Origin of the sequence: Olsenella sp. DNF00959 (assembly GCF_001553055.1) — a bacterium.
In the GTDB taxonomy this organism is placed as follows: Bacteria; Actinomycetota; Coriobacteriia; order Coriobacteriales; family Atopobiaceae; genus Olsenella_I; species Olsenella_I phocaeensis.
This window is the reverse complement of record NZ_KQ960123.1, coordinates 614,364-638,095: the sequence shown is the minus strand read 5'-3', so window position 1 is coordinate 638,095 and position 23,732 is coordinate 614,364. Positions and strand designations below refer to the sequence as shown.

Annotated in this window: 24 protein-coding genes and 1 tRNA gene; 11 read left to right on the top strand and 14 right to left on the bottom strand. The window is 62.3% G+C overall.

All coding sequences use genetic code 11. The features are described 5' to 3' along the window. Positions 1-3 precede the first annotated feature (3 nt). The 7 genes from nusB to HMPREF1868_RS02705 all read right to left on the bottom strand — a co-directional run bounded on the left by nusB (position 4) and on the right by HMPREF1868_RS02705 (position 5,848). Complete coding sequence (gene nusB / locus HMPREF1868_RS09955; RefSeq protein ID WP_082719504.1) at positions 4-669, bottom strand: transcription antitermination factor NusB; 666 nt, start codon at positions 667-669, stop codon at positions 4-6. An 11-nt stretch (positions 670-680) separates the two neighbouring features. Next, on the bottom strand, positions 681-1,043 hold the full coding sequence (locus tag HMPREF1868_RS02730) for an Asp23/Gls24 family envelope stress response protein (protein WP_009279443.1): 363 nt from the start codon (positions 1,041-1,043) through the stop codon (positions 681-683). Between the two features lie 264 nt (positions 1,044-1,307). Further along, a complete protein-coding gene (gene efp / locus HMPREF1868_RS02725; protein ID WP_009279444.1) occupies positions 1,308-1,874 on the bottom strand; it encodes an elongation factor P in 567 nt (188 codons plus the stop codon). Between the two features lie 593 nt (positions 1,875-2,467). Next, positions 2,468-2,851: a DUF956 family protein gene (locus HMPREF1868_RS02720; protein ID WP_062530122.1), complete on the bottom strand. Its 384-nt coding sequence runs from the start codon at positions 2,849-2,851 to the stop codon at positions 2,468-2,470. 226 nt (positions 2,852-3,077) lie between these two features. After that, on the bottom strand, positions 3,078-3,998 hold the full coding sequence (locus tag HMPREF1868_RS02715) for a PTS system mannose/fructose/sorbose family transporter subunit IID (protein ID WP_062530120.1): 921 nt from the start codon (positions 3,996-3,998) through the stop codon (positions 3,078-3,080). 23 nt (positions 3,999-4,021) lie between these two features. Beyond that, positions 4,022-4,834, bottom strand: a complete 813-nt coding sequence (locus tag HMPREF1868_RS02710; RefSeq protein ID WP_009279447.1) for a PTS mannose/fructose/sorbose transporter subunit IIC — start codon at positions 4,832-4,834, stop codon at positions 4,022-4,024. Positions 4,835-4,846: 12 nt separating this feature from the next. Beyond that, positions 4,847-5,848 carry a PTS sugar transporter subunit IIB gene (locus tag HMPREF1868_RS02705; protein WP_062530118.1) on the bottom strand — a complete coding sequence of 334 codons (1,002 nt, stop codon included), beginning with the start codon at positions 5,846-5,848 and terminating at the stop codon, positions 4,847-4,849. Positions 5,849-6,273: 425 nt separating this feature from the next. Here HMPREF1868_RS02705 and HMPREF1868_RS02700 point away from each other — a divergent pair, with 425 nt between their 5' ends. Next, on the top strand, positions 6,274-7,065 hold the full coding sequence (locus HMPREF1868_RS02700) for a tRNA threonylcarbamoyladenosine dehydratase (RefSeq protein ID WP_062530115.1): 792 nt from the start codon (positions 6,274-6,276) through the stop codon (positions 7,063-7,065). A 1-nt stretch (position 7,066) separates the two neighbouring features. After that, positions 7,067-7,843 (top strand): TatD family hydrolase, encoded by a 777-nt coding sequence (locus tag HMPREF1868_RS02695; protein ID WP_062530113.1) that lies wholly within the window; start codon positions 7,067-7,069, stop codon positions 7,841-7,843. 174 nt (positions 7,844-8,017) lie between these two features. Here the strand turns inward: HMPREF1868_RS02695 and clpX are convergent, their stop codons facing one another. From clpX to HMPREF1868_RS02675, 4 genes are all read right to left on the bottom strand, one after another. Beyond that, positions 8,018-9,319 carry an ATP-dependent Clp protease ATP-binding subunit ClpX gene (gene clpX / locus HMPREF1868_RS02690; RefSeq protein WP_009279451.1) on the bottom strand — a complete coding sequence of 434 codons (1,302 nt, stop codon included), beginning with the start codon at positions 9,317-9,319 and terminating at the stop codon, positions 8,018-8,020. A gap of 36 nt (positions 9,320-9,355) precedes the next feature. Next, on the bottom strand, positions 9,356-9,970 hold the full coding sequence (locus tag HMPREF1868_RS02685; RefSeq protein WP_009279452.1) for an ATP-dependent Clp protease proteolytic subunit: 615 nt from the start codon (positions 9,968-9,970) through the stop codon (positions 9,356-9,358). A 131-nt stretch (positions 9,971-10,101) separates the two neighbouring features. Next, positions 10,102-11,430, bottom strand: a complete 1,329-nt coding sequence (gene tig, locus HMPREF1868_RS02680; protein WP_062530111.1) for a trigger factor — start codon at positions 11,428-11,430, stop codon at positions 10,102-10,104. Between the two features lie 70 nt (positions 11,431-11,500). After that, positions 11,501-11,587 (bottom strand) — tRNA-Leu (locus HMPREF1868_RS02675). Positions 11,588-11,786: 199 nt separating this feature from the next. Between HMPREF1868_RS02675 and HMPREF1868_RS02670 the strand changes: the two genes are divergently transcribed. Further along, a complete protein-coding gene (locus HMPREF1868_RS02670) occupies positions 11,787-13,202 on the top strand; it encodes an ATP-binding protein (protein ID WP_062530109.1) in 1,416 nt (471 codons plus the stop codon). A 193-nt stretch (positions 13,203-13,395) separates the two neighbouring features. Here HMPREF1868_RS02670 and HMPREF1868_RS02665 read toward each other — a convergent pair whose 3' ends face one another. After that, positions 13,396-14,298, bottom strand: a complete 903-nt coding sequence (locus tag HMPREF1868_RS02665) for a hypothetical protein (RefSeq protein ID WP_062530107.1) — start codon at positions 14,296-14,298, stop codon at positions 13,396-13,398. 717 nt (positions 14,299-15,015) lie between these two features. Here HMPREF1868_RS02665 and HMPREF1868_RS02660 point away from each other — a divergent pair. Beyond that, a complete protein-coding gene (locus tag HMPREF1868_RS02660; RefSeq protein WP_156439387.1) occupies positions 15,016-15,183 on the top strand; it encodes a hypothetical protein in 168 nt (55 codons plus the stop codon). A 33-nt stretch (positions 15,184-15,216) separates the two neighbouring features. Next, positions 15,217-15,525 (top strand): TfoX/Sxy family protein, encoded by a 309-nt coding sequence (locus HMPREF1868_RS02655; RefSeq protein ID WP_062530103.1) that lies wholly within the window; start codon positions 15,217-15,219, stop codon positions 15,523-15,525. Positions 15,526-15,886: 361 nt separating this feature from the next. Here HMPREF1868_RS02655 and HMPREF1868_RS09685 read toward each other — a convergent pair whose 3' ends face one another. Both HMPREF1868_RS09685 and HMPREF1868_RS02645 read right to left on the bottom strand, forming a co-directional pair. Beyond that, the gene (locus tag HMPREF1868_RS09685) at positions 15,887-16,546 is read right to left on the bottom strand and encodes a hypothetical protein (protein WP_156439386.1); all 660 of its coding nucleotides are present in this window, start codon (positions 16,544-16,546) and stop codon (positions 15,887-15,889) included. An 8-nt stretch (positions 16,547-16,554) separates the two neighbouring features. Then, a complete protein-coding gene (locus tag HMPREF1868_RS02645; protein ID WP_062530098.1) occupies positions 16,555-17,652 on the bottom strand; it encodes a DNA cytosine methyltransferase in 1,098 nt (365 codons plus the stop codon). A gap of 101 nt (positions 17,653-17,753) precedes the next feature. Between HMPREF1868_RS02645 and HMPREF1868_RS02640 the strand changes: the two genes are divergently transcribed. From HMPREF1868_RS02640 to HMPREF1868_RS02620, 6 genes are read left to right on the top strand one after another with little or no spacing between them, the layout of a single operon-like run. Then, complete coding sequence (locus HMPREF1868_RS02640) at positions 17,754-18,017, top strand: helix-turn-helix domain-containing protein (protein WP_062530096.1); 264 nt, start codon at positions 17,754-17,756, stop codon at positions 18,015-18,017. Continuing rightward, the gene (locus HMPREF1868_RS02635) at positions 18,010-19,647 is read left to right on the top strand and encodes a hypothetical protein (RefSeq protein WP_062530094.1); all 1,638 of its coding nucleotides are present in this window, start codon (positions 18,010-18,012) and stop codon (positions 19,645-19,647) included. The genes HMPREF1868_RS02640 and HMPREF1868_RS02635 overlap by 8 nt, the downstream gene beginning before the upstream one ends. A 6-nt stretch (positions 19,648-19,653) precedes the next feature. Next, on the top strand, positions 19,654-20,406 hold the full coding sequence (locus HMPREF1868_RS09680; protein ID WP_156439385.1) for a hypothetical protein: 753 nt from the start codon (positions 19,654-19,656) through the stop codon (positions 20,404-20,406). Between the two features lie 6 nt (positions 20,407-20,412). After that, positions 20,413-22,113 carry an ATP-dependent nuclease gene (locus HMPREF1868_RS02625; protein ID WP_062530090.1) on the top strand — a complete coding sequence of 567 codons (1,701 nt, stop codon included), beginning with the start codon at positions 20,413-20,415 and terminating at the stop codon, positions 22,111-22,113. Then, complete coding sequence (locus HMPREF1868_RS09530; protein WP_197414927.1) at positions 22,100-23,152, top strand: UvrD-helicase domain-containing protein; 1,053 nt, start codon at positions 22,100-22,102, stop codon at positions 23,150-23,152. The genes HMPREF1868_RS02625 and HMPREF1868_RS09530 overlap by 14 nt, the downstream gene beginning before the upstream one ends. Before the next feature lie 35 nt (positions 23,153-23,187). Beyond that, the gene (locus HMPREF1868_RS02620) at positions 23,188-23,724 is read left to right on the top strand and encodes an SEC-C metal-binding domain-containing protein (RefSeq protein ID WP_082719487.1); all 537 of its coding nucleotides are present in this window, start codon (positions 23,188-23,190) and stop codon (positions 23,722-23,724) included. Positions 23,725-23,732 lie beyond the last annotated feature (8 nt).

The following is a 23,732-nucleotide window of genomic DNA, read 5'->3' as shown; positions in this document are numbered from 1 at the left end:
GGCCTACTCTGCCTCGACGGTCTGGGGTTCGGGGACCTCGGACTCCGTAGGAGCCTCCGGCTGGGGCTCAGCCGCAGCCTCGGAGTCGACGCCGTTCTCGCCTGGCCGGGCATCGGCCTCGCCGGAGTCGGCCCGGTCGGGGCCACCCTCGTCCTCCGCCTCTACAGCCTCCGCACGCTCGGCGTCCGCTGCCTCGGCATGTCGGCGTTCCTCCTCCGCGCGGCGGGAGAGTTCCTCATGGGCGTCCGCGACCACGTCGCGACCCGCCTCCATGCGAGAGGCGACGCGGCCGAGAAGGCCGTTCACGAAGCGCGAGGACTCGTCGGTGCCATAGGCCTTCGCCAGCTCGACGGACTCGTCGATTGCCACGGCGGTCGCGACCTCGTCGACCTCGAGCATCTCGTACAGGGCGATGCGCAGGAGGTTGCGGTCGACGGCGGGCATGCGCGAGAGCCTCCAGTTGGAGGAGGTCGCGTCGATGACGGCGTCGAGGTCGGAGCGCATGTCGTCCGCCCCGCGCGCGAGGCGCTCGCCGAAGGGGTCGAGGGGGCCGTCCGAGAGCGAGTAGTCGCCCTCGAGGACCTCATAGACCGTGCGGCCAGTGGCCTCGGCCTGGAACAGAAGCTGCAGGGCCTGGCTGCGCGCAGTGGTGCGCGGACCGAAGTGCATGTTGGACAACGCTACTCCTTGGGAAATACGAGGCTGTCGATGCAGACGTCGACCGCCGCGACCTGGACGCCGACCTGCTCGGTGATGGCGGCGGCGACGGCCTCGCGAACGGCGGCGGCGAGCTGGGTGAAGGGGTACCCGTAGAAGACGGCCAGGTGGACGGAGACCCTGAGCTCGTCGTCCTCGACGCTGGACTCGACGGCCTGCGCCGCGGGAACGCTGCTGCGGGTGAAGACGGAGACCAGGCTGGAGGCGATGTCGTTGCCGCCCACGCGCACGACGCCCTCGACCTTTTCGGCCGCCAGGGTGACGATGGTCGAGACGACGTTCCGCGAGATGCCGATTCCGGAGATGAAGAGTTCGCTGTCTGCCATGGGAAGTCCTTTCGGGAGGGACGCTCCGTCGAATCCGTTTGCGACGCTCACGGGACCAGTATAGACGTTGGGCATGGCCGGGTGCCGTCGCCCACGAAGCCGCCGCGGGGACACGACGCCGGCACGCCGTTCGCGCGGGCAGGACGGGTGCCCGGTCGGACACGGGCATGCCGGACATGGAAGCCAACGCGCGGTCCCGGCCCTAAAGCGCGGGACCCACGTGCCGCTCGCACGCGGGTCCCGAAGGGGACATGCCTGGGGGCGCTAGACGCGCGAGACGAACTTGCCGTCGCGGGTGTCGACCTTGATGACCTCGCCCTGGTTTAGGTACATGGGGACCTGGATGGTTGCGCCGGTCTCGATGGTGGCGGGCTTGGTGCCGCCCTGGACGGTGTCGCCCTTGAAGCCGGGGTCGGTCTCGGTGATCTCGACCTCGATGAACATGGGCGGGTTCACGCCCAGGAGCTCGGTGTCGGCGTAGAGGAGCTGGCAGGTGTCGTTCTCCTTGAGCCACTGGGCGTTGTCGCCGATGTAGGAGGGGTCGACGGGGATCTGCTCGTACGACTCGTTGTCCATGAAGACGTAGGCGACGCCGTCGTTGTAGAGGTACTGCATCTCGCGGGTGATGAGCTGGACGCTCTCGAACTTGGTGCCGGCGTTGACCGTCTGGTTGTTGATGGTCTTGCCGCTCTTGAGGTCCTTGATGGTGTAGCGGACGAAGGCGCCGCCCTTGCCGGGCTTGACGTGCTGGAACTCGACGAGGGTGTAGTACTTGCCGTTGATCTTGAGGCCCATGCCGTTCTTGAAGTCTGCGGTGCTGATGGTTGCCACGTGTCTCTCCTTCTCGCCTGCGCCCGCAAGCGCGAGGCGCGGGCTCTTAGTCATATGCGCAGGCAGTATAGCGCAGGGCAGGCTGTCGGCAGATGCTCCTGCCTGGGGCTTCACACAGCCAACAGTTGGCATCGCGACAGTTGGGGCGCCGTCGCGGCGCAGCCTGGCGCACGCGCCACTCGCCCGGCATGCCGTCACGCACACCGCAGCACCACCATGCACGTAGCCGCGCACGCTGCGGCGCCATCATGCACGTAGCCGAGCACGTCCCGCACCACCGCGCACGTCGTCACGCACGCCGCGAGCGTTCTCCACGCTCGAACGCACGACGCGTGAATCCTCCACGCTCGAACGCACAAGCTCCCAAGGCGGCAACTGGGCAAACGCCGAGGCGCGTGTGCGTTGGAGCGTGCACGGTGAGGCGGGCGTGCGCAACGGCGTGGACGACGCGCCAGATGTGCGCTTTGGCGTGAGCGACAAGACGACGCGTGCGTTGGCGCGTGCACGGTGAGACTGAGCGTGCGTTGGCGCGTGCGCGACGAAGGCGAGAGGCGCAGCCGCCCGCCCGCACGCCCATGCGACGCGTGACGGCGCTACTTCCCGGTGACGTCCCTGAACAGGCGCCGCATGCCTAGCCCGACCACGTCCAGGAAGCTCGGTGACCTCACGAGACGGTCCTCCCCCACGTACGGCCGCATCGCGCGCAGCGTTGCCTTGTTGTCCCTCGTGGAGAATGAGAAGCTGCCGTTCGTCTTCGTGAACACCGCGAAGCGCGAGATCCACCTGCCACCCAGCATCACGGACGCGGCGACGTGGTCCACCTCGCCCCAGGGAATCTGGACGTAGTCCTCGGCGTTCTTTTCGTTGTAGAACTCGATCGCCTTGTTGCCCACCATGAGGTTCCCGTAGGTGGCGAGCCCATGGTAGGAGGTCGCGCGCACGGCGAGGTCCACGCTGCTGTTCTGCGATTGCGCCATCTTCGGGCTCCGATCGGTCGGGGTCTATTCGTGGCGGCACCCGGGGCGTCCGCCAAACCATGCGTTCCAGTGCCAACAAGACGCCCGCTGCGATGGGCGTCCCGATGCGTTCCGGTGCCAAGCAAGAGGGACCCGCCCCTCGGCTGGGAAGGCTCCCTGCCTCCCACAGCCTACTAGGCGCGGCCCCTCGCGTCGAGCGTCACGCCCGCCGTCGCGGGCGTGCTTCCTACATGAAGCCGCAGACGCGGCCGACGATGCCGAAGGCGAACAGCGCGAGGATGATCGCGATGGGCGAGACGTTCTTCTTCAGCAGCTTGCAGCAGAGCAGGGTCAGCAGCACGGCGGCGAGGCCGGGGATGAGCTGGTCGAGGTTCTGCTGGAGGGTGGTCACCTTGGTCGCGTCAAGGCCGTTGACGCCCAGGGCGCTGTACTGCAGGAGGGCGGTCTTGACGCCCTCGGCGCCGGCAGGCAGGTTGGCCCAGTCGATGTAGGCGCCGGCCTGCTGCGGGATCTTCGAGACGATCGGGGTGAACGAGATGGACACCCAGCGCTCGACCAGCGAGCCGATGATGAACATGCCGAGGATGGAAGCGCCCTCGGTGATCTTGCCCAGCATGCCACCCGAGAGGTCCTGCGCGATGGAGGCGCCGGCCTTGTAGCCGAACTCCTGCGTGTAGTACTCGAACGCGAGGCGGATGACGTTCCAGAGGACGAAGAACAGGATGGGTCCCAGGATGTTGCCCGAGAGCGCCAGGGAGGCACCGAGGGCACCCAGGATGGGGCGCACGGTGAACCAGAACACGGGGTCGCCGACGCCGGCCAGCGGTCCCATCATGCCGACCTTGACGCCCTGGACGGTGGCGTCGTCGATGGGGTCGCCGTTGGCGCGGCCCTCCTCGAGCGCCAGGGTGACGCCCATGACCGGGGAGGAGACGTACGGGTGGGTGTTATAGAACTCCAGGTGGCGCTTGAGGGCTGCGACCTGGTCATCCTTGTTGGGATACAGGGCCTTGATGGCCGGGATGATGGAGTAGCACCATCCGCCGTTCTGCATGCGCTCGTAGTTCCAGGAGCCCTGGAGGAACTGGTGGCGCCACGCGACCGCCTTGCGGTCTTTGGCGCTGAGCGTGATCTTCTCTTCTGCCATTTGTCTTCACACTCCCTTGGGGCCTAGTAGTTGTTCAGGATGTCGCCGAGAGGGTCGCCCGAGCCGCCGGCACCGCCACCCTGGGTGGCAAGCTCCTTGAGGCCGAGGTAGATCAGGGCGAGGGAGACGCCGATGGCGCCGAGGGCGATGAGCGTGAGCTGGCTGATGGCGGCGAGGACGAAGCCCAGGGCGAAGAAGGGCCAGACCTCCTTGGTGGCCATCATGTTGATGACCATGGCGTAGCCCACGGCGGCGACCATGCCGCCGCCGACGGCCATGCCGCCGGACAGCCATGCGGGCATGGCGTTGAGGGCGTTGGTCACGGCCTCGGCGGGGATGACGCAGAGCGCGGCCGCCGGGATGGCGATGCGCAGGCCCTGCATGATGATGCCGGCGAACTGCCAGCGCTCGATGGCGCCGAAGTCGGCGCGCTCGGCGGCCTGGTCCATGGCGTGGACCATGCCGGTGGCCAGCGTGCGGGCGATCATCGTGAGGAAGAGGCCGGCGACCGACAGGGGGATGGCCAGCGCGATGGAGGCGTTGACGGCCGTGGTGGAGTCGGCGCTGCCGCCCGAGAGGGCGAGCACCATGATGATGGCGGAGGCGACGGAGGCCAGGGCCGCGTCAGGCGCGACGGCGGCGCCGATGTTGGCCCAGCCAAGGGCGATCATCTGGAGCGAGCCGCCCAGGAGGATGCCCTCGGTGGGATATCCCGTGACGATTCCGATAAGGGTGCAGGCGACGAGCGGCTGGTGGAACTGCCACTGGTCGAGGATGCCTTCCATGCCCGCGAAGAACGCGACGATGACGACGAGCAGGATCGTGATTGGCGACATATTCCCTCCTTCTTACTTGGTCTGGGCGGCAAGCTCGGACTTTGCCTTCTTCATGATGGCGTCAAAGGGCTCGGCGGAATCGGCGGGCACCTTGCGCACGTCGAACTCGATGCCGTGGCCGGCGAGCTTCTCGAGCGTCTCGACGTCGTCCTCGCCCATGGCGATGGCGTTGGTCACGACGACCTTGCCCACCGAGTGGGCCATGGAGCCGAGGTTGACCTTCTTGATGTCGACGCCGCCCTCGACCGCGCGGAGCAGGTCCTGCGGGGTCTCGAAGAGGAGCATCGCCTTGGTGGCGCCGAAGCGCGGGTCCTTGGCGACGTCGATGATCTTCTGGACGGGAACGACGTGCACCTTGACTCCCGGAGGCGCCGCCTGGACGATCATCGTCTTGCGGAGCTGGTCCTTCGAGACGTCGTCGGATACCACGATGATGCGGTCGGGACCGGTCATCTTGGTCCAGGTCGTGGCGACCTGGCCGTGGAGCAGGCGGGTGTCGACGCGCACGAGCACGAACTTGATGTGGCCGTCGCCCAGGACCGTCCCCTCGGGGATGGCGCCCATGGGGGCGGCTGCGGGAGTCGGCGCGGCCGCGACGGCCTCCGCGGGCTGCAGGGACTCGGGCTTGACCTTGACGCCGCCCTTGGCCTCGGGATAGATCTCCTTGGCCACGTCGGCTGCGGTCTCGGCCGCCATGCGGGAGCCATACGCCGAGACGAGCATGGGCAGGCTGAGGCCGGTCACCGCGACCCAATCCTCCTTGCCCTCCTCCTCAAGCAGACGCGAGGTCTGGTTGAAGGGAGTGCCTCCCCAGAGGTCGACCAGGAACAGGACGTGGTCCTGGTCTTCGAGCTTAGCGACCGCTTCGAGCAGCTTGGCGTGATAGTCGTCCGGCCCCATGTCGGGGGTCAGGGCGACCGCCTCGACGCTCTCCTGGGGACCAAAGATCATCTGTCCCGACTCCTTGATGCCCGTGCAGAGCCCGCCGTGGCTTGCCAAAATGATGCCTACCATCGCTTACCTCCTTCGCCTTTCTTGTACTTCCTTGCCTACAGGTCCCGTGCGACGCGACTCGTCTCAGGTCAACTTGCCGAAGCCACCCGCACGTACATCGCACAGAACAAAATTATATTGTTTTGTGGTTTTCCTTTGACGAGCTGCCGTTCGTCGAACGCTAACTTGTTTGAACAACAATGCATATACAGACGTAGACAGTGCAGACGAATCAGATTAAATTTTGGGTCAAGATGCCGTCCGCCTATATCTTCTTGACTTTGCGGAACATTGCTAGTTTTTTTATCGCCCAAAATGCTCACCTTTGGGCTCTGGCCTGTCCCTTTGGCGCCCACGCGCTCCGTCTGGCACCTACAATCGGCTGGTACGCAAACACGAGGCCCAAGGCGAAGGGAGCCCGTGCCATGCAGAAGGGAGCCCCACCCATGCCCCGGCAAAGCGAGAGCGGCGTCGCGCCCGAGGTCGAAACCGCAAGCGACCGCCTGAGGCTGGTCATGGGCGACGCGGCCCTGGCGCGCGTGCAGGCGAGCCGCGTCATGGTGCTGGGGCTGGGTGGCGTGGGCTCCAACTGCGCGGAGGCGCTCGCACGAGGCGGCGTGGGCTCCCTCGTGCTGGTGGACCGCGACGTGGTGGCCCCCAGCAACCTCAACCGGCAGGCCGTGGCATGGCAGCACACGCTGGGCCAGCCCAAGAGCGAGGTCATGGAGCACCTCGTGCGCGACATCAACCCCGACTGCCAGGTCACGGCCCTCCACGCCTTCCTGGGCAAGGACGGCCTGACCGACGCGCTCGCCGCCCTCCCCCGTCCCGACTACGCAGTCGACGCCATCGACACCGTGTCTCAGAAGCTGGCCATCGCCCGCTGGTGTCAGGACGAGGGCATCCCCCTCCTCTCCAGCATGGGAGGGGCAAACAAGCTCAACCCCTGCCGTCTGCGCTTCTCGACCATAGAGAGGACGGACGTGGACCCCATAGCGCGCGTGATGCGCAAGGAGTGCCGCAAGCGCGGCATACGCGGCCTCAGGGTCCTCTATTCCGACGAGCCGCCCATCCCCGTCGAGGGTGGCACCGGCCCCGACGGCAGGCGAGACCGCAGCCACTCCATACTGGGGACCATGAGCTACCTGCCCCCCATCATGGGCCAGATGATCGCCGGACGGGTGATCTGCGACCTCGCGGGGCTCTCCAACGAGCTCGACCACCAGGGCTGGCGCTAGCGTGGGCTGGCGGCTGGCAGACATGCACTGCCACCTCGACCTCATGTCCAACGCGCGCGAGGTGGCCGCGGAGGCCGAGGGGCTCGGCCTGGCCATACTCGCCTGCAGCGTGACTCCGGAGGGCTACCTGCGGGCGCGCGAGGAGCTCAAAGACGCCCCCAACGTCCGTCTCGCCGTGGGGGCGCATCCCTGGTGGGTGGCGGACGGCCGCATGACGGACGCCGACGTCGCGCTGGCGGCACGGCTCGCCAGCCGGGAGGGCTTCGTGGGCGAGATAGGCATGGACCTCTCGCCTGCCCACGTCGACCTGGGAAGCGAGGCACGCCAGCTCGCGTCCCTCGAGCGCGTCTGCGCCGCAGCCGCATCGGGGCCCGGTCCGGACGGCAGGCCGCGCGTACTCTCGATCCACTCCGTGAGGTGCGTCGGCACGGTGCTCGACGTCCTGGAGCGCACGCGCGCCCTCGAGCGCTGCGCCTGCGTCTTCCACTGGTTCAGCGGCACCAGCGACGAGCTGCACCGCGCCGTGAAGGCGGGCTGCTGGTTCTCGGTCAACGAGATGATGCTCGCCACCAGGCGCGGCCGCGAGTACGCCCGACAGCTGCCCGAGGGCAGGCTCCTCACCGAGACGGACCTCCCACCCACGGAGGGCAAGCCCTTCTCGGCCGCCAAGATAGCCGCCTCGCTCGAGCGGACGCTGGACCAGCTCGAGGGAATACGCGGGCGAGACGTGCGCGAGGCCTGCGCCGCCAACGCGACGGAGCTGCTGGGGTTGAGCTAGGCGCGCGGCGGCGCGAACGCACGGCAGCCGAGCCCGTGCTAGGCGCGCGGCGGCGCAAAAAGGGAGAGAGGCGCACAGACCACAGCCGGTTTGCGCGCCTCTCAAGAAATACCTGCTAAAACGCAAGCTCGCGCGCAGACCACGGCTGGTTTGCGCGCGAGCGGACCACGTGTCCTACACCGCGCGGTGCTTGCCCGCGTCCTCGCGCACGACGCGAGGCAACGTGCCGCCGCCCACCGACTCGGGCGTCACGACGACCTTGGTGATGTCCAGGTCGCTCGGCAGGTCGAACATCGTCTGCTGCAGCGTGGACTCGCAGATCGCGCGCAGGCCGCGAGCGCCGGTACCCCGCTCTATGGCCTGGCGGGCCATCTCGCGCAGCGCCGCGTCCTCGAACTCGAGCTCGACGCCCTCGATCTGGAACATGCGGCGGTACTGCTTCACGATGGCGTTGCGCGGCTCGGTGAGGATGCGCACCAGGTCGTCCTCGGTGAGCTCGTGGGTTGAGGTGATCACGGGGATACGGCCGACGAACTCCGGGATCATGCCAAACTTGTGCAGGTCCTGGGGCATGACCGCGGCCATGAGCTCGTCCTGGTTCTCCTCCGTCTTCCGGGAGAGCTCGGCGTTGAAGCCGATGCCCTTCTTGCCTATGCGGTCGGCCACGATCTTGTCCAGGCCCACGAAGGCGCCGCCGCAGATGAAGAGGATGTTCCTGGTGTCGATGTGGATGAGCTCCTGCTGGGGGTGCTTGCGCCCTCCCTGCGGGGGCACGCTGGCGATGGTGCCCTCCAGGATCTTGAGCAGCGCCTGCTGCACGCCCTCGCCGGAGACGTCTCGGGTGATGGAGAGGTTCTCGGCCTTGCGAGCAATCTTGTCGATCTCGTCGATGTAGACGATGCCCAGCTGGGCCCTCTCCACATCGCCGTCGGCGGCGGCGATGAGCTTGAGCAGGATGTTCTCCACGTCCTCGCCCACGTAACCGGCCTCGGTGAGGGTCGTGGCGTCGGCGATGGCGAAGGGCACCTCGAGGAAGCGCGCCAGGGTCTGCGCCAGCAGGGTCTTGCCCGTGCCGGTAGGGCCCAACAGCAGGATGTTGCTCTTGGCGAGCTCCACCCGCTCCTCGTCCTCGCTCGTCACGTCGTCGCCGGACACGATGCGGCGGTAGTGGTTGTAGACGGCCACGCTCATCGCGCGCTTGGCCTCCTCCTGGCCCATCACGTACTGCGACAGCTCGTCGTAGATGTCGTGCGGGGTCGGGAGGTTCTGTATGGGGCCCTGGGCGAGGTCGAACTGGTCGAAGTCGCCTTCGGGCACGAAGTCCTCGTCGTTCTCTGCCATGATGTCGGCGCACTCGCTGACGCACTCGTCGCAGATGAAGACCCCGTTGGGCCCCTGGACGAGCTTGCGCACCTGGCTGCGGGTCTTGCCGCAGAACGAGCAGCGCATCTCGGGTGGGTTGTTGTCTATCGCCATCTGGCCTCTCCTCGAAGGGCGCGTCGCGCCCGCTTGCTACTCCGCCTGCTCCATGCGCGATGCGATGACCTTGTCCACCAGGCCGTACTCGCGTGCCTCCTCGGCGCGCATGTAGTTGTCGCGCTCGGTGTCGGCGTTGATCTTCTCGATGGGCTGGCCCGTGTTCTGGGACAGGATCTCGTTCAGGCGGTTGCGGATCCAGCGGGTCTCGTCCGCCGCGATCTGAATGTCCGTCTGCTGGCCCTGGGCGCCCGAGCTGGGCTGGTGGATGAGCACCATGGAGTTGGGCAGCGCCATGCGCTTGCCCTTGGCGCCGGCCGAGAGGAGCACGGCGCCCATGGAGGCGGCCATGCCCACGCAGATGGTGGACACGTCGGGCTTGATGAAGTTCATGGTGTCGAGGATGCCCAGGCCAGCGTACACGTCGCCGCCGGGCGAGTCGATGTAGAGCGAGATGTCCTTGTCGGGGTCCTGGCTCTCGAGGTGGAGGAGCTGGGCGATCACGAGGTTGGCGCTGTCGCGCGTGACCTCCTCGCCCAGGAAGACGATGCGGTCGTTGAGCAGGCGCGAGTAGATATCGTAGCTGCGCTCGCCGCGCGGGGTCTGCTCGACCACGTACGGGATGAGGGGGATGTTGGTGGGGTTGATCATGTCTCTCCTAACCTAGAGGAATGCGCTCCGAGAGTTGGTACCCCCGGAGCGCATCTACTAGTCGTGGGTCGCGCGAATGCGGAGGGGGCGTGGGGCAACTCCGAGCCTGCCCTCCCCCGCCGCGGCGGCTGCTACTCGCCGGACTCCTCGTCCTTCTTGGCGCGGGCCTCGGCGATCTCGTCGACCTCGGTGACGGTGGCGTTCTCGCTCAGCCACTTCACGGCCTTGGTGCGGCGGATGGACTCGCGGATGGCGGGCATCTGGCCGCTCTTGGTGAACTCGTCGATGGAGGCGTCGACGTCGTCCACGCCGGCACGCTCGAACTCGGCGCGCACGTCCTCCTCGGTGGCCTTGAGCTCGAGCTTGGCGGCCAGGGCGTCGAGGGCCAGCGACTGGCGGGCGCGCTCGGCGGCCTGCTCGTGCAGGTCGGCGAGGAAGTCCTCGCTCTTGATCTGGCGCGCGGCGAGGTACATGTCAAGCGACATGCCCTGGCGCTGCAGCTGGCCCAGGACCTCGTTGGCCAGCTCGGAGAAGACCTGGTTCTGGTAGGCCTCGGGGACCTCCTCCAGGGTGAGGTGCTTGCCGATCTCCTCGACGACGCGGTCCTCCTTGAGGCCGGGGAGGCTGTTCTTCTTGTCGCCCTCGATCTCTTCCTTCACGGCGTCGCGCAGCTCGGCCACGGTGTCGAAGCCGAAGCTCTTCTTGGCGAACTCGTCGTCAAGCTCGGGGGTGACGGACTTCTTGATGCCCTTGAGGGTCACGGTCACGGCGACGTGGTGCTCGTGGTCGTCGTGGGCGCGGGTCCACTCGATGTCCTTGGTCTCGCCCTTGGTCATGCCAACGATGCCGTCGACGAACTCGCTGGGCAGGTAGGCGTTGGAGAGGCCCAGCTGGCGGTCGGTGCCGGCGAGCTCGGGCGCGCCCTCCTTGTTCTGGACGTCGGCCACGATCACGTCGCCGGCGACGACGGCGCGCTCCTCGGTCTCGTCCTCGTAGCTCACGTGGTAGCTGAGGAGCTGCTCGACCTGCATGTCGATCTCGGCCTCCGTGGCCTCCTGGGGAGGCATGTTGATGGCGGGGGCATCGTAGGAGTCGAGCTCGCAGGTGGGGGGAACGCTGACGGTGCAGGTCACGGTGAGGTCCTCGTGCTCCACCACGGCGATGGGGTCGTCACCGTAGTTGGGGCGGTCGACGGGAACGATGTCGAGCTCCTCGAACATCAGGGGCTGGGCCTCGTTCATGACGTCCTCGGTGGCCTGGGCCAGGACGGAGGCGCGGCCCACCATGCTGTCGATGACGGGACGGGGCGCGCGACCGCGGCGGAAGCCCTGGAAGGCGTACTTCTGGGCGATGTCCCTGTAGGTCTGGGCGATTGCCTTGTCGACGTCGGCAGCGGGCACGGTGAGCGTGGCGACTACCTGGTCGTTCTGGGGCCTCTCGGCGGTGACGGTGATGTTCAACGTTCCTCCAGTGTTGTTCTCCTGCTTGGCGGGAGGGCCCGCCTCGCACAGTTCCTCTGCGTCTGCGACGTGGTGCGGGCGAAAGGACTCGAACCTTCACGAGATTTCTCCCACTGGAACCTAAATCCAGCGCGTCTACCAGTTCCGCCACGCCCGCGCATGTCGCATGCAATTTATGGATTCTAGCAAAGGCAGCAGGCCGTGTGAGCTGACGTTGCCCGTCTTCACGCAAACGGGGAGAGGGGCGGAGCTGCGAGGGCTGCGTGGCACGCGCGCTGGGCTTCATCTCTCTGTTGTAGAAAAGGAGAAACGTATTTATAATAATCGTGTTTCTCTTATCTAAAGGAGGACCAGCCATGTCCCGCAGCATCCCGTTCTTCGGCCGCGAGAAGGAGCTTGCCGCGCTCGATGCCGAATACCAGAGCGGCAGCTCGTTCGTTGTCATCTACGGACGCAGACGCGTGGGAAAGACGGCGCTGATCAAGCAGTTCATCCAGGACAAGCCCTCCCTCTACTTCCTGGCATCCAAGGAAGACGAGGTACTCAACCGCAGGCATTTCGCGCAAACGGCAGCCAGGTTCACGGAAAACCGCCTGCTGGCAGACGCGAGCTTCGATGACTGGCGTCCCCTGTTCGGCGCAATCGCGGACGCCATGTCCGGCAGGCCGTACGTGTTGGCCATCGACGAGTTCCCCTACCTCATCGGGGCGAACAAGGCCATGCCCTCAATCATGCAGTACGTGTGGGACGAGCTGCTCTCGAGCACGGGATGCACCCTCATACTCTGCGGTTCGTCCGTGAGCATGATGAGGGACCAGGTCCTCTCGCGGACGAGCCCCCTCTATGGCAGACGCACGTCGCAGATGAGGCTAAGGCCGCTTGCGTTTCAGGAGCTGCGTGAGGCCTTCCCAAGGTCAAGCTACGAATCGGTGGTGCGGTCATATGCCATCACGAACGGAGTGCCCAAGTACCTCGAGCTCTTTAGCCCCGACCAGGACTTCGAGGAATCCATACGTCGCAACGTCCTCTCCACCTATGGCTTCCTCTACGAGGAGCCTGAGTTCCTCCTAGGGGAAGAGACAAGAGGCACTGCCAGCTACCTCTCCATCCTTTCCGGGGTGGCGGCAGGCAGCAGGAAGACGTCCGAGCTGGCAAGGTTCCTGGGGAGAAAGGCGCAAGAGATCACCCCCTACCTGAGGCCCCTCATGTCGCTCGGCTTCCTCGAGCGAAGGGTCCCCTTCAACGAGCGTTACCCCGAACGCAGCAAGAACGGGCTCTATGAGGTGTCGGATAGCTTCCTGCGCTTCTGGCTCACCTACGTGCAGCCCTTCCGGGGCGAGCTCGAGATGGGCAACATGCGGCCCAGCCTCGAGGCGATGGGCCGGAGCTTCCAGAGCAAGTTCGTCCCCTTCGAGTTCGAGAGAATCTGCGCGGAGGACCTTGCGCGCCTGTGCCTCGAGGGGAGGGTGGGCATCACGCCGAGCAGGATAGGCGGCTACTGGAACCGCACGGGCTCGCTGGAACTTGACGTCTGTGCGCAGGATGGCGGGGGCGCCAAGGCGTTCCTGGGAGAGTGCAAGTACTACGTAAGCAAGCCCGTCGGGATGGACGAGTACCGCCGTCTTGCCGCGAAAGCAGAGACGTTCGCGGCAAGCTACGACGACGGCGTCCTGCTGGGCCTCTTCTCGCACACAGGCTTCTCCGACGAGCTCAAGGATCTTGCAGGCGAGAGGGACGACCTCATCCTCGTCGACAAGGGCGAGGTGGTGTGAGGGGGCTAAACGGCAGCGCGTCCGGTCGCACTAACGATCCCGCAGCAGAAGTGTCCGTTTTGCTAGACAAGCCTCCCCTACAGCTCCAGCGCCCTCCTCGCAGCGTCAGCGGCGTCGCCCCCCAACCGCTCGGCATATGAATGCCCCGCCGACATGGCTGTCGACGGGGCAAGGTGATCAAATGCGATGGCAGCTAGTCGAGCTTGGTAAGCCCGTCAATCACCGTAGCCTCAAGCGCTTGCTGATTCGAAGCGGTAAGAAAGTTGGAAGTCCTGACGACGCACGTCCCGACCACCTTGTGCGAGCCAGACGCCAGGATGCTTCCGTCGAAGGCAGCGAGGTAGTCATTGCGCTTTTGGGCGTCCTCCGCCGTCGCGTACACCTCCACCGCCCCGCCACCATCGGTGCCAGCGGCGACGATGGGCGTATATCCTGTGCTTGGATAGACCTTGGACTGGTCGACCAAGTCAGAGCTGAAGTAGACGGTTGCGGTGTACGACCCAGCCTTGCCAAGCATCCCGTTCGGATCGTTGTCCTCAGATACAGCCTCAGCTCCAGTTACATTGGCCAGGCCCGTCAAACGCTGCACCACAGAATCGCCCGACGGATTGGTGACGAGCTTCATCTGGGCGATGCTGTTCTCGAGGCTCTTCTGGGCGGTCCGCAAGGACTCCAGCGGCGACGCGTAATCCCTAAGGGAAGAGACCTCTTCCGCGGCGGCCTTTATCTGCTCGGTATCCGATGGCATCTGCGGCGCTTCGACCTTTGCGGCAGAAGCGGATTGAATCGCCGACCTTGCCGCATCCTGCGTCGACTCGTCGAGTGGCTGATTGCCGGAGTCAACCACTCCCTGCAAGCTCGCAACCGCGTCATCAAGCTCCTGGTTGCGCTGCGAGAGTCCGACAGTCACCTCGTCAAAAGCCTTTACTGCCGCATCATGCGGCACCTTGAAGTTCACGTACCAAAATGCCACGGCAGCAACAACAAGCAGCGCAATTGCTGCAATTGCAAGGACACGTTTTTTGCCCGGGGCAGCTTTGCGATCCTGGTCGTCCGCTTGCCCTTCGGGCCCTTGCGCCTGCTCTTCCTCACTCATCGGTACCTCCATCGTCCACTGGATTCCCATTTGAGAACCACTGTCAAAGCGGGTTGCTGGCTGGTCCCGTCGGCACCCTGAAGCAGCCTCACAAACTTGCCTGGCAACGTCCTGCTCATGGGCAGTCGTGCACCACATGTTCGGCCAGCAAAGTCATCCTCGAAAGCAAGGCATCGAGCGAGCGCCTGGACGGCGACCCGTTTCCGCTGGACGGTACCGTCGCTCACGCCGTGCTCGCTCCCCCTTCGACGACACAGCGGGCTTTGCCACGTCTACCGTATCAAAGTCCAGATACAACTTTTCGTCGATGGCGCGCCTGAAGCTCTCTACCCATGGTGACGACAATCTCTTTCCTCTGGAAAATCTCGCCAGCATTGCCCGCGCCCCTATCTGGTTCAGGATGGCAAGGCCCTCGATCTCCGATAGCTCATCCATCGACTGATCGGGCCACTTTACCGAAACAGGAAATAGATACATGACATCCAAAAAGCGAGAGATGCGCACAGCCAGCACTTGCGTCAGGCACCCTGGGGTGCTCACGTCCTCGAATGCCCAAGCGAGCGTATGGATGTATCTGCCTGAGACGCTTTTTGAAAAGGAGAGCACCAGCGCAAGAGCGCCGCTATCCCGTTCGACAAGCAGGGCTGCACCATCTTCTGCAAGGCAGTGAGCGCCGCGGGTACGATCCAGGTGTTCGTACCCACGCTGAGAACGAACGTGCAGTTCGAAGCCTTCAGAACTGCCCTGCAGATGCTCGGCGACTTCACCGGCCTCGGTATCACGTACTTCGACTTCGGCAACACGGGATGCCTGAAGGCGACGCGGGCAGGCGTGGGCGAGCTCGGAAGCGGATCATCCAAAGGCGGCAGCAGCCCCGTCGGATAAAATGGTGCAGACCAGAGCAGGGAGGGTGGCCCCATGGCGTCGAGCGGCGAGTACCTCGAATACGTTTTGGATCTCCTGGCAGGCGTGCCGGAGGTCACCACGCGCAAGATGATGGGCGAATACCTGCTCTACGCGTCCGGGAGGCTGTTCGGGGGCGTCTACGACGACCGTTTCCTGGTGAAGGACACCACGGCCTCCCGCGCCCTGCTGTCAGCCGAGGCGATACCCTACGAGGGCGCGTCTGTGATGCTCCTGGTGGACGTGGAGAACGCCGAGGCCGTCGGCGCGATGGTATCGGCCATGCTCCCCGAGCTGCCCGCCCCAAAGAGGCACCGCGGGTAGGTCATCGGCGGGCTGGGCCGCCGCCCGGGATGCCACGCGCCGGATGCGTCCTGCGGGAACGCGAGCACCGTGCCGCCCGAGCCTGGACGATGGACCGGGCGTACGGTGCGGCGGAGGCCACGGAGGCAGCACGGACGAACGCGCGGAGGGTGTGCGCCGATGGGCGGGAGTGACGCCCGGCCGGCATGGCGCACGCCGACGACGCACCGCTCGACCGGGCCAGCGGCCGGGGCCGGCGGCACAGATAAGTTCGAGAACGGATGGGTTGCTGGGCTGGTTGATTCTCTGCAAAAGCAACCACCCATGTTCAGCTCGGGAAAAGTGACCGCTCATAAGAGTTTGGATACCTAACGAGCTGATGCTAGGTAACTTGTAGCCAGCGATAAAAACTGTTCGTTATGCGGTAAAGCGGCGCATCTCGTCTCTCGTTCAGCTTAACGAGAAAACCCTGCTCTTTCAGCCACCGGAACTGTTCGAGCAGCAATGGTTGCTCTTCGTAGTATACGGTGCTTAGGAAACTGCCACTGAAGCACACATACTTGTTCGGCAGCAATACGACGTCACGTAAGAGATGTGACTCGTCCTTTTCGACGATGTTCCGCAGGCATCCTATGGCGTCCGAGCACAACGTTTCAGCTTCGCTTAGCATGAGGACGTCCTCTGATGACATCCCGCTTCTTCTGCCAATACTTGATCGCGCTTCTGCCTCCGCCTGACGCTTCCATGAAGCCAGCAGGTCGGAAGGGTACTTATCTGGATCTGCATCTATCAAATGCGCACAGTTCTGGCAGAGCCATATGCCGTTCCCTACCGAAGCCCTTTCCTCATGCGACATGAATGGGTCGAATCTGGGACCACCTTCTGAAGCTGCCGCTATGTGGGCGGCAACTCCTATATTGACAGTCTTATCTGGAGTTTCACCAGGGCCTACCGTCTTCTTTCGACACTCTGGGTTCGAGCATACGAAAGAGACTCTTCTCGCTAAGATGTCCTTCGTCCTTTGCGTGAAATCGTCCCTCATGAAACCTCTTAGTTTGTCGACATGCGTGTTAGAAGCGACTCCTGCGTATCAAGAGCGTAACCGAGAGCCTTTGACACAGACTTGGCCACTGCGTAGGCCATCCTCGGCGGCACGGCATTACCAATCTGACGATAGCGGGAACTCTGCGAGCCGTGCCAAGGCATGTCCTGCGGAAACGACTGGATAGCTGCCGCCTCTTGCACGGATATGCGGCGAAGCCGGCTCGGTATTCGAGTGGCAACCTCGCCACCGTTCATGAGCCTATCGTGATACGTCTCGACCCACTGCTTCGCACCAGTCTCAAGGGTCTTCTGGTCGACAATCGGCGTCCTGTTGCCGCCCATGGAGGCGGGCAGAGTCGGGGCGGGGCGGTTCATGTCCATCGGGCGGCCCTGTCCGTTGAAGAGCATGCCGGCAAACGGTGATTGTCTCAGAATCGGCTCCTTCGCTGCGGTCACCTTAGCCTTGCACGTCTGGTCGTTGCCTGGCTCACCGAGAGCCGGGAGGCTCCGCAGCGCCTCTGCGACTCCCACATGATGCTCGACGGCTGGTTCTGGGTATGTGTACTCGACCGCTTCGTCCTTGAAGCCGACGAGGAACATCCTCTCGCGCGTCTGCGGCACGCCGTAGTCGGCACTGTTGAGGACTTCGAGGTGGGTCTTGTAGCCGATTTTCTTTGCCTGGGCACGGATGTCTGCAATCGTGCCAGCCCATCTCTTGTTCTTGGCGAGGGCCTTCACGTTCTCCATGACGAATGCCTTGGGCTGCACGCGCTCCACCATGGCAAGGAAGTCGAAGACGTGCCGCGACCTTGGGTCGTTCGGGTCCATCTTGCCCGCTACCGAGAAGCCCTGGCAAGGCGGGCCACCTATGACCAAGTCCGCGCAGCCTCTCTCTGGGAGCCTTTCGACTTGGCGAATGTCACCGGTTATGATCTCGTGCTCGAAGTCCTTTCCGATACGCTCGGCAATCATGTCCACCGCGGCAGAATAGGTCTCCATCGCGTCGGCGTTGATGTCGTTGGCGAATACGGGCGTGAAGCCAGCTGCTATGAACCCGAGGTCGAGGCCCCCGGCGCCCGTGTAGAGACTTACGAACTCTGGCATAACCTCTCGCTCTCTAATTGAGTTCATTCTATTGGAGAATGAGCCCTATGGATGGTATCATATCATGTGATGGACGCCCTTGCGAATTGGAGCTGACTGGGATGGCCAATGGAAACACACGGCTCGGCGGACTTGTCGCCAAATGGCGCAAGGAAGCCGGCCTCTCCCAGGTAAACCTAGCCGATGCCATGGGTACGCAGCAGGCGACGATCTCGAAGTTCGAGTCCGGCGCGTACAAGCTCAGCGTCGAGCAGCTCCTCTCCATCCTCAACGCCTGCGGCCTCACGCTTGGCGAGGTCGCGGATGAGATTGCGCATACCTCGGAAGCGACCGACAAGCCTTTGTGGGAGAGAGTCGATGAGTAGCAAAGAGTCAATCTCGGAAGTATCGGAAGCCTTCTTGGGGGCCTCGATGCCAATCGACCCGAACGTCATGGGTGCCGCCGCAGAGCGCGTCATCAGGTTCTATGCTGATGCACCCGACAGGCTCGCGCTTTCCGAGGAGGAGGTGGCTGGCCGTTTTTCCGAGATGTGGAGCCTCTGGTTCTCCGGCAGCGACGCCCCGACTAAGGAGCTCCGTGATGTCGTCTCCACGGCAATCTGCGTGGACGATGACATGTCGCGGCTCGCAGGCGACTACTTCAAGCTTGAAGAAAAGCTTGAAGAGAAGTCGTTCATGACGCGGTCATATGCAATCGCGCTCATCGGATGCGCGCCGCTCATTCGCACGCTGGTCATGGAGCAGCACCTCGGACTCGATCGTATACGGTCCATCCTCAATGTTCCTGGCGCAACGTTCGACGCCATCCGCAGCGTGCTCGGCTCCATAGGCATATCCGCGGCGTTCGAGCAGGATGACATCCCTGCAATACATGCCACCGACGTCGAGGACGTCGGTGCCTACTTCGGTGACACGCCGGCCGACGAGGCTGCAGATACGTTCAGGGGTTTGCTCGGCATCTTCTCGCGCAACGACGAGCTTTGGGAGAACGTCTGCGAGCTGACCGACATTGGCTTCGAGCCGTACCTATTTATGCTGTATTACGAGCTGCTGACGCTCGAGACGACCGACCGGTTCCCAGGTCGCGCCATATACGAGTGCGGTCCGCGTGGCAGCAAGGTGAAGGCGCTCTGGAATGCGATGTACCACCCGACGCAGGAGAACCCCTACCTGAACAACGCCAAGTCCGTCTACTCGCTTGACCTCTCCTGGGCGGAGACGAAACTCTCTCACCCTCTCGAGACCCAGAACGGCTCCCTCATTCTCGCGGACGTCTTCGACATCATGGCGGAGCTTCCCTACACGACGAGGCGCAGGGTCGCGCACGTCATACGCTGCTACCTTGTGCTCGTGGCCGACAAGAACCAGAAGCGCACCCCGCTCGAACCAATAACTCCTGCGGGCATCCGCTCATTCGTCAATAACGTTGTCGCCGCGAACAGCTTGACCAAAGGCGTGCTCGACCAGCGCCTCGTGGACTTCCTGACCTTCTGCGCGTACGACTACGACAAATGGGTTGTTCGGGGCCTTGGGTCTTCTGTCAACGAGACGAACGCTTCTGGGCGGAAATACGGCGACGTGGAGTACCTCGACCTTGAGACGCGCACGCACGTCCACGCTTATGAGGCTCATGGTGGCGGACTGCGTGACGAGTACGTGCAAGATCACATTAACTCGCTGAACGGCACCGTCGAGTATCACAAGCATGAGGCAGAGATTCGCGGTGAAGATTACAAGCGCGAAGTCGAGGTTGTTTACGTGGCGCACGATGTGTCCAGACTTATGCTGTTCAAAACTGGACATCGGGAGACCATAGCTGGCATTTCGTTCACCTTCAGGTTCATTACTTTTGCCGGACTACTCAAAGAAGCCGGGGGAATCGATGTCGTTGCTACGCAAGTAAACCGGTTTGACGAATTGGTACATAACCGCATTTCGCGCCTGCCCGACGCTTATTCGCTGAAAAAGCGCTATCAGCAACTCTTAGAGAGCTGATTCCACATGAGCGGAGATTACCATTTTGACCCAGATGGAGAACTTGGCGGTGACCCTTTTAAATTCATCGACTTCGATGGCTTGGCGACATTTGGATTAGAGAGGGGCATCGCTTGTACGGCAGCCAGAGATGCTTCTTCTGCTGGCATTGCCGCAGATGGAGGAGTAAGAGTAAATGCCCTGCAGTCTGCTATTGACGGGCGTGTGGCTCCGCAGCCAGCATCCAAGGTCGATATTCTCAAGCGCGATGCTAGGCGCAAAGCCGTGCCTATGCGCGAGGCTACGGCACCTTCTACGCCCGCCAAGCCCGAAGCTAAAGCCGCTCCCCTCGACTGGGTTGCGGAAGCCATAGCTGGATGGGGCGTAGAGGCAGTCGATAAGCGAGACCGTATGGGCAACCTCTGGGTGCTGGGCGACTACGAGCTGGATGCCAAGATGGACGAACTCGCGAAGCTCAGCGCGAAGTTCACCTTCAGGCCGGGCGACGGCCGCGTGACCGGGCACCGCGACGGCTGGTGGATGAGCGGCATGCTGGAAAGGCGCGAGGCAGTCGAGGAGAAGCCGCCCATAGCGCAGGGGCAGATCGATGCCCTTGAACCTGGCGATTCCGTATTCCACAAGGCATTTGCCTACGGTGGGATCATTGACATCAGCGACTCGTACATCGAGTTCGCGTTCGACTCCGGCAACAAGAAGAAATCGTCACGCAAGCTCATGTTCCTTGGGGCGTTCCACCAGGGACTGCTGCAGATTGGATAGGTGTAGATGTTAGAGGCGAACGCAGGTCAACCAAGATTCGACATAGACAAGGTCGTCATCAGCGGCTTCAAATGCATCCACGAGCCGCTTGCGATTGATATCTTGAAGCCCCTCAACATACTCGTGGGGGACAACGGCGTCGGCAAAAGCACGATCCTCGAGGCGATACACCTTGCGCTTACGGGTATGTACCGAGGGGAGCCCATTAGGCGTGCGCTATCTCAGACATTGTTCAATAACGCTGATGTTGCTTGTTTTGTCGCCGGTTCATCCGACGGGCATGGGCTGAAACTGCCTCGCATCTGCATAGAGGTCTTCCTAAACGGCGGTGGCCGCGAAGAGGAACTTTTGTCAGGCGCCGTAAATTCTGAAAGACAGAAGTGCTGCGGTTTCACCTTCACAGTCGAGTTCGATGAGGATTATAGGGAGGAGTTGGAAGCACTACCGGATGGCTGTCTCAACAGCGTGCCTATCGAGTATTACGATTTCAAGTGGACGACCTTTGCTGACGCACCGATAACTCCGCGCAAAATCCCCGTCCGCTCGGTAATGATAAACCCCGCCGGTGACTGGCAAGGCAACCGGGCGGACGAGAGGGCGACAAGGACCTTCATCGACGGACTTGGCGAGAGACAACAGATGGCACTTGCTCAGGATGCCCGCATTGCTATCGACGCCTGGAATGCCAAGGATTCGCTCTCAAAGGCCAACGCGGCTCTTCCCAGCATCGGCATTGAAGGCATGGGAAGCGTTGACATCGTCGCAGACCGTGGCACAAGCGAGTCCTGGAAGCGGAATATCGTTGTACGCCTAGAGGAAATACCGTACGGTCATATCGGTGCCGGTTCACAAAGCATGATGCAGGCAGGGATAGCACTCGGAAAGAGTCGCCCCGAGAAGACAACCCTACTTCTGTTCGAGGAACCCGAGAACCACCTATCCCATGTGAACTTGAACAAGCTCGTCAAGCTTTTGTCTGATGGGGCGATTGACCGCAAGATCATTGTCACGACTCATTCAAGCTACGTTGCCAACGTGCTCGGTCTTGAGAATCTTCAGATGATCGGCAATGAGATTGGACATGCAGCCTGTGCGCCAATTACGTCGCTTCCAAAAGACACATTTGACTTCTTCAGGAAGCTGCCGGGGTATGACACCCTGCGACTTGTCCTTGCGCGGTGCGCAGTTCTTGTCGAAGGCCCTTCCGACGAACTCATCGTACAGCTTGCCTACAGGAAGAAACATGCCGGTAGATTGCCCATCGAGGACGGTATCGACGTTATCTCGGTTGGCAGTGGATTTCTGAGGTTCCTTGAACTCGCCTCCGCAATCAGAAAGCGCGTGCTTGTGCTTACCGACAATGACGGCAATCCTGAATCTTTGAAGGCAAAGTACTGCGACTATAGCGGCCTTGAGTTCGTCAAGATCAGTTACGTGGAAGAGATTCGCCCGGCGAACGACCCAAACAACGTTGACCCTGAGAGAAAGATTAACTGGAACACGCTTGAGGCTGAGATGCTAGAAGCAAACGGCTTCGGAAACATGAAGAAACTTCTTGGCAGAGAGGATGATTGCGAGGCTAGGCTCCTCAAGCATATGGAAGGGAACAAGACGGATACCGCGCTCACGTTGTTCGATGCTGACAGTGCCGTAGTCATTCCAAAATACATTGATGATGGGCTGGGATGGCTTGATGAGCAGCAGTGATGATCACAAGAGGACTATCATTGCAGGTGCTGGCACTGGCAAGACAACCATGCTTCGCAAGATTGCAACAGAGCGCAGCCATAGCAGCAGTGTTCTTTACCTGACCTACACCAACGCTAACGCATGCGAATTCCGTGCATCTGTAGCCAATGAACTTGGTTATGTGCCCGCAAACATCACCATCATGACTTGGTTTTCTTTTTTGCTCGCACACGGCGTTAGGCCTTTTCCCGCTCAAGGATTTACACACCGGATTGACAGGATGCTCTTCAACGAAGGTCGTGTGCAAAATCGTAGGGGTATTAGCCGTGGTGCCGAGCGGTACTACTGTCCCATACCTGGTTTTGTGTATAAAAGCAGGCTTTCCGACCTTGCAGTGCTGTGCGATGAGCAATGGAACGGCGAGGTCACGAACAGGGTTTGCTCGATCTACGACACAATTTTGGTTGACGAAGGACAGGATTTCGCAGGTTATGACTATGACGTGCTCGGCACACTTATGGAAAAAGCTGCCGAAATGGTAATAGTTGGTGATCCCCGTCAACAGACCTACCGCACTGGCAACGAACCCAAACACTCAGGTGTCCCCCACATTTTTGAGTTCTTGCAGACGGCAAAGGGCTATACACCGGATACGGTCGCATTAGGAACCACCTTCCGCTGCTCAAAGGCGGTAATCGACCTTGCTAACTCGCTATACCCAAAGTTGCCACAGGTCACCTCTAGCGCCGAAAGAGCGAGCAATCCTCTCGGCTTGGTCTCGAAGATTAAAAAGTCAGATTTTGAGACTTGGACAAAATCCCATAACAGGGAATTTACGGTTCTCAGATACGATGCGCGGACTAAAGTGCCGACCGAGTGTCACATGATGAATATGGGAGATTCCAAAGGGTTGACGTTGGAGGATGTCGTAATCTTCCCTACGCCAGAAATGAAGAAGTGGCTCGACGGCAAGCCTGTAAATCTGAAAGACGGGACGCGGGCGAAGTTGTACGTCGCCATCACTCGCGCACGCGGCGATCTCTTCTTCGTTGTTTAGCTTATGCTGGGTATGTCCTAGAGTGCATTATCGGGATGAGTAATAGGAACACTTTATTTGACGATCTCGACTGTGTAGAGGACATGCGGACCGCAATTGCGGAGACAGTACGGCAGGTGAGGCTGCTTCCATCGCAGGTCGATTCGCTGCGAGAGTCAATCGGAGGGCGGCTTGACCTCAACCACATCACGATGGAGATGTGGTACCGGCTCATCACCACAAACGGCATCATCCCGGCACTGTGGTCAATCGCAACCGGCAAAGAAGCACCCACGATGCTCGTGTCTTTCGACCTGGGAGACCTCCTACAGACCAGCAATTTCAAAAAGTTCCAGCTAATGCTTGCGGAGTGGGATAGCACACTTGACGAGGACGAGACCTTTTCACATGAGCGGTTCAACGAAATGAGAATGACTTTCGCCAACGATTGCGACCAGCTTGCGGGAAAGGTCGCTGCTACACGGGCTGCAGCAGAGCACATCGGTCGTAACGACGTGTGCTTCTGCGGCAGCGGAAGGAAGTACAAGAAGTGCTGTGCCCGGAAGGGGTTTGACGAGGTGGCCGGGCGCTAAAGCAGTAT

Excerpts from the sequence above, each read along its gene's own strand:
- HMPREF1868_RS02620 (WP_082719487.1), top strand. The coding sequence starts at position 23,188 with ATGAGTAATAGGAACACTTTATTTGACGATCTCGACTGTGTAGAGGAC.
- nusB (WP_082719504.1), bottom strand. The coding sequence starts at position 669 with ATGCACTTCGGTCCGCGCACCACTGCGCGCAGCCAGGCCCTGCAGCTT.
- HMPREF1868_RS02670 (WP_062530109.1), top strand. The coding sequence starts at position 11,787 with ATGTCCCGCAGCATCCCGTTCTTCGGCCGCGAGAAGGAGCTTGCCGCG.
- HMPREF1868_RS02710 (WP_009279447.1), bottom strand. The coding sequence starts at position 4,834 with ATGTCGCCAATCACGATCCTGCTCGTCGTCATCGTCGCGTTCTTCGCG.
- HMPREF1868_RS02655 (WP_062530103.1), top strand. The coding sequence starts at position 15,217 with ATGGCGTCGAGCGGCGAGTACCTCGAATACGTTTTGGATCTCCTGGCA.
- clpX (WP_009279451.1), bottom strand. The coding sequence starts at position 9,319 with ATGGCGATAGACAACAACCCACCCGAGATGCGCTGCTCGTTCTGCGGC.
- HMPREF1868_RS02720 (WP_062530122.1), bottom strand. The coding sequence starts at position 2,851 with ATGGCGCAATCGCAGAACAGCAGCGTGGACCTCGCCGTGCGCGCGACC.
- HMPREF1868_RS09530 (WP_197414927.1), top strand. The coding sequence starts at position 22,100 with ATGAGCAGCAGTGATGATCACAAGAGGACTATCATTGCAGGTGCTGGC.
- HMPREF1868_RS02645 (WP_062530098.1), bottom strand. The coding sequence starts at position 17,652 with ATGCCAGAGTTCGTAAGTCTCTACACGGGCGCCGGGGGCCTCGACCTC.
- HMPREF1868_RS09680 (WP_156439385.1), top strand. The coding sequence starts at position 19,654 with ATGAGCGGAGATTACCATTTTGACCCAGATGGAGAACTTGGCGGTGAC.
- HMPREF1868_RS02665 (WP_062530107.1), bottom strand. The coding sequence starts at position 14,298 with ATGAGTGAGGAAGAGCAGGCGCAAGGGCCCGAAGGGCAAGCGGACGAC.
- HMPREF1868_RS02635 (WP_062530094.1), top strand. The coding sequence starts at position 18,010 with ATGAGTAGCAAAGAGTCAATCTCGGAAGTATCGGAAGCCTTCTTGGGG.
- HMPREF1868_RS02730 (WP_009279443.1), bottom strand. The coding sequence starts at position 1,043 with ATGGCAGACAGCGAACTCTTCATCTCCGGAATCGGCATCTCGCGGAAC.
- HMPREF1868_RS02700 (WP_062530115.1), top strand. The coding sequence starts at position 6,274 with ATGCCCCGGCAAAGCGAGAGCGGCGTCGCGCCCGAGGTCGAAACCGCA.
- HMPREF1868_RS02705 (WP_062530118.1), bottom strand. The coding sequence starts at position 5,848 with ATGGTAGGCATCATTTTGGCAAGCCACGGCGGGCTCTGCACGGGCATC.
- HMPREF1868_RS02640 (WP_062530096.1), top strand. The coding sequence starts at position 17,754 with ATGGCCAATGGAAACACACGGCTCGGCGGACTTGTCGCCAAATGGCGC.
- HMPREF1868_RS02625 (WP_062530090.1), top strand. The coding sequence starts at position 20,413 with ATGTTAGAGGCGAACGCAGGTCAACCAAGATTCGACATAGACAAGGTC.
- HMPREF1868_RS02685 (WP_009279452.1), bottom strand. The coding sequence starts at position 9,970 with ATGATCAACCCCACCAACATCCCCCTCATCCCGTACGTGGTCGAGCAG.
- HMPREF1868_RS09685 (WP_156439386.1), bottom strand. The coding sequence starts at position 16,546 with ATGAGGGACGATTTCACGCAAAGGACGAAGGACATCTTAGCGAGAAGA.
- HMPREF1868_RS02715 (WP_062530120.1), bottom strand. The coding sequence starts at position 3,998 with ATGGCAGAAGAGAAGATCACGCTCAGCGCCAAAGACCGCAAGGCGGTC.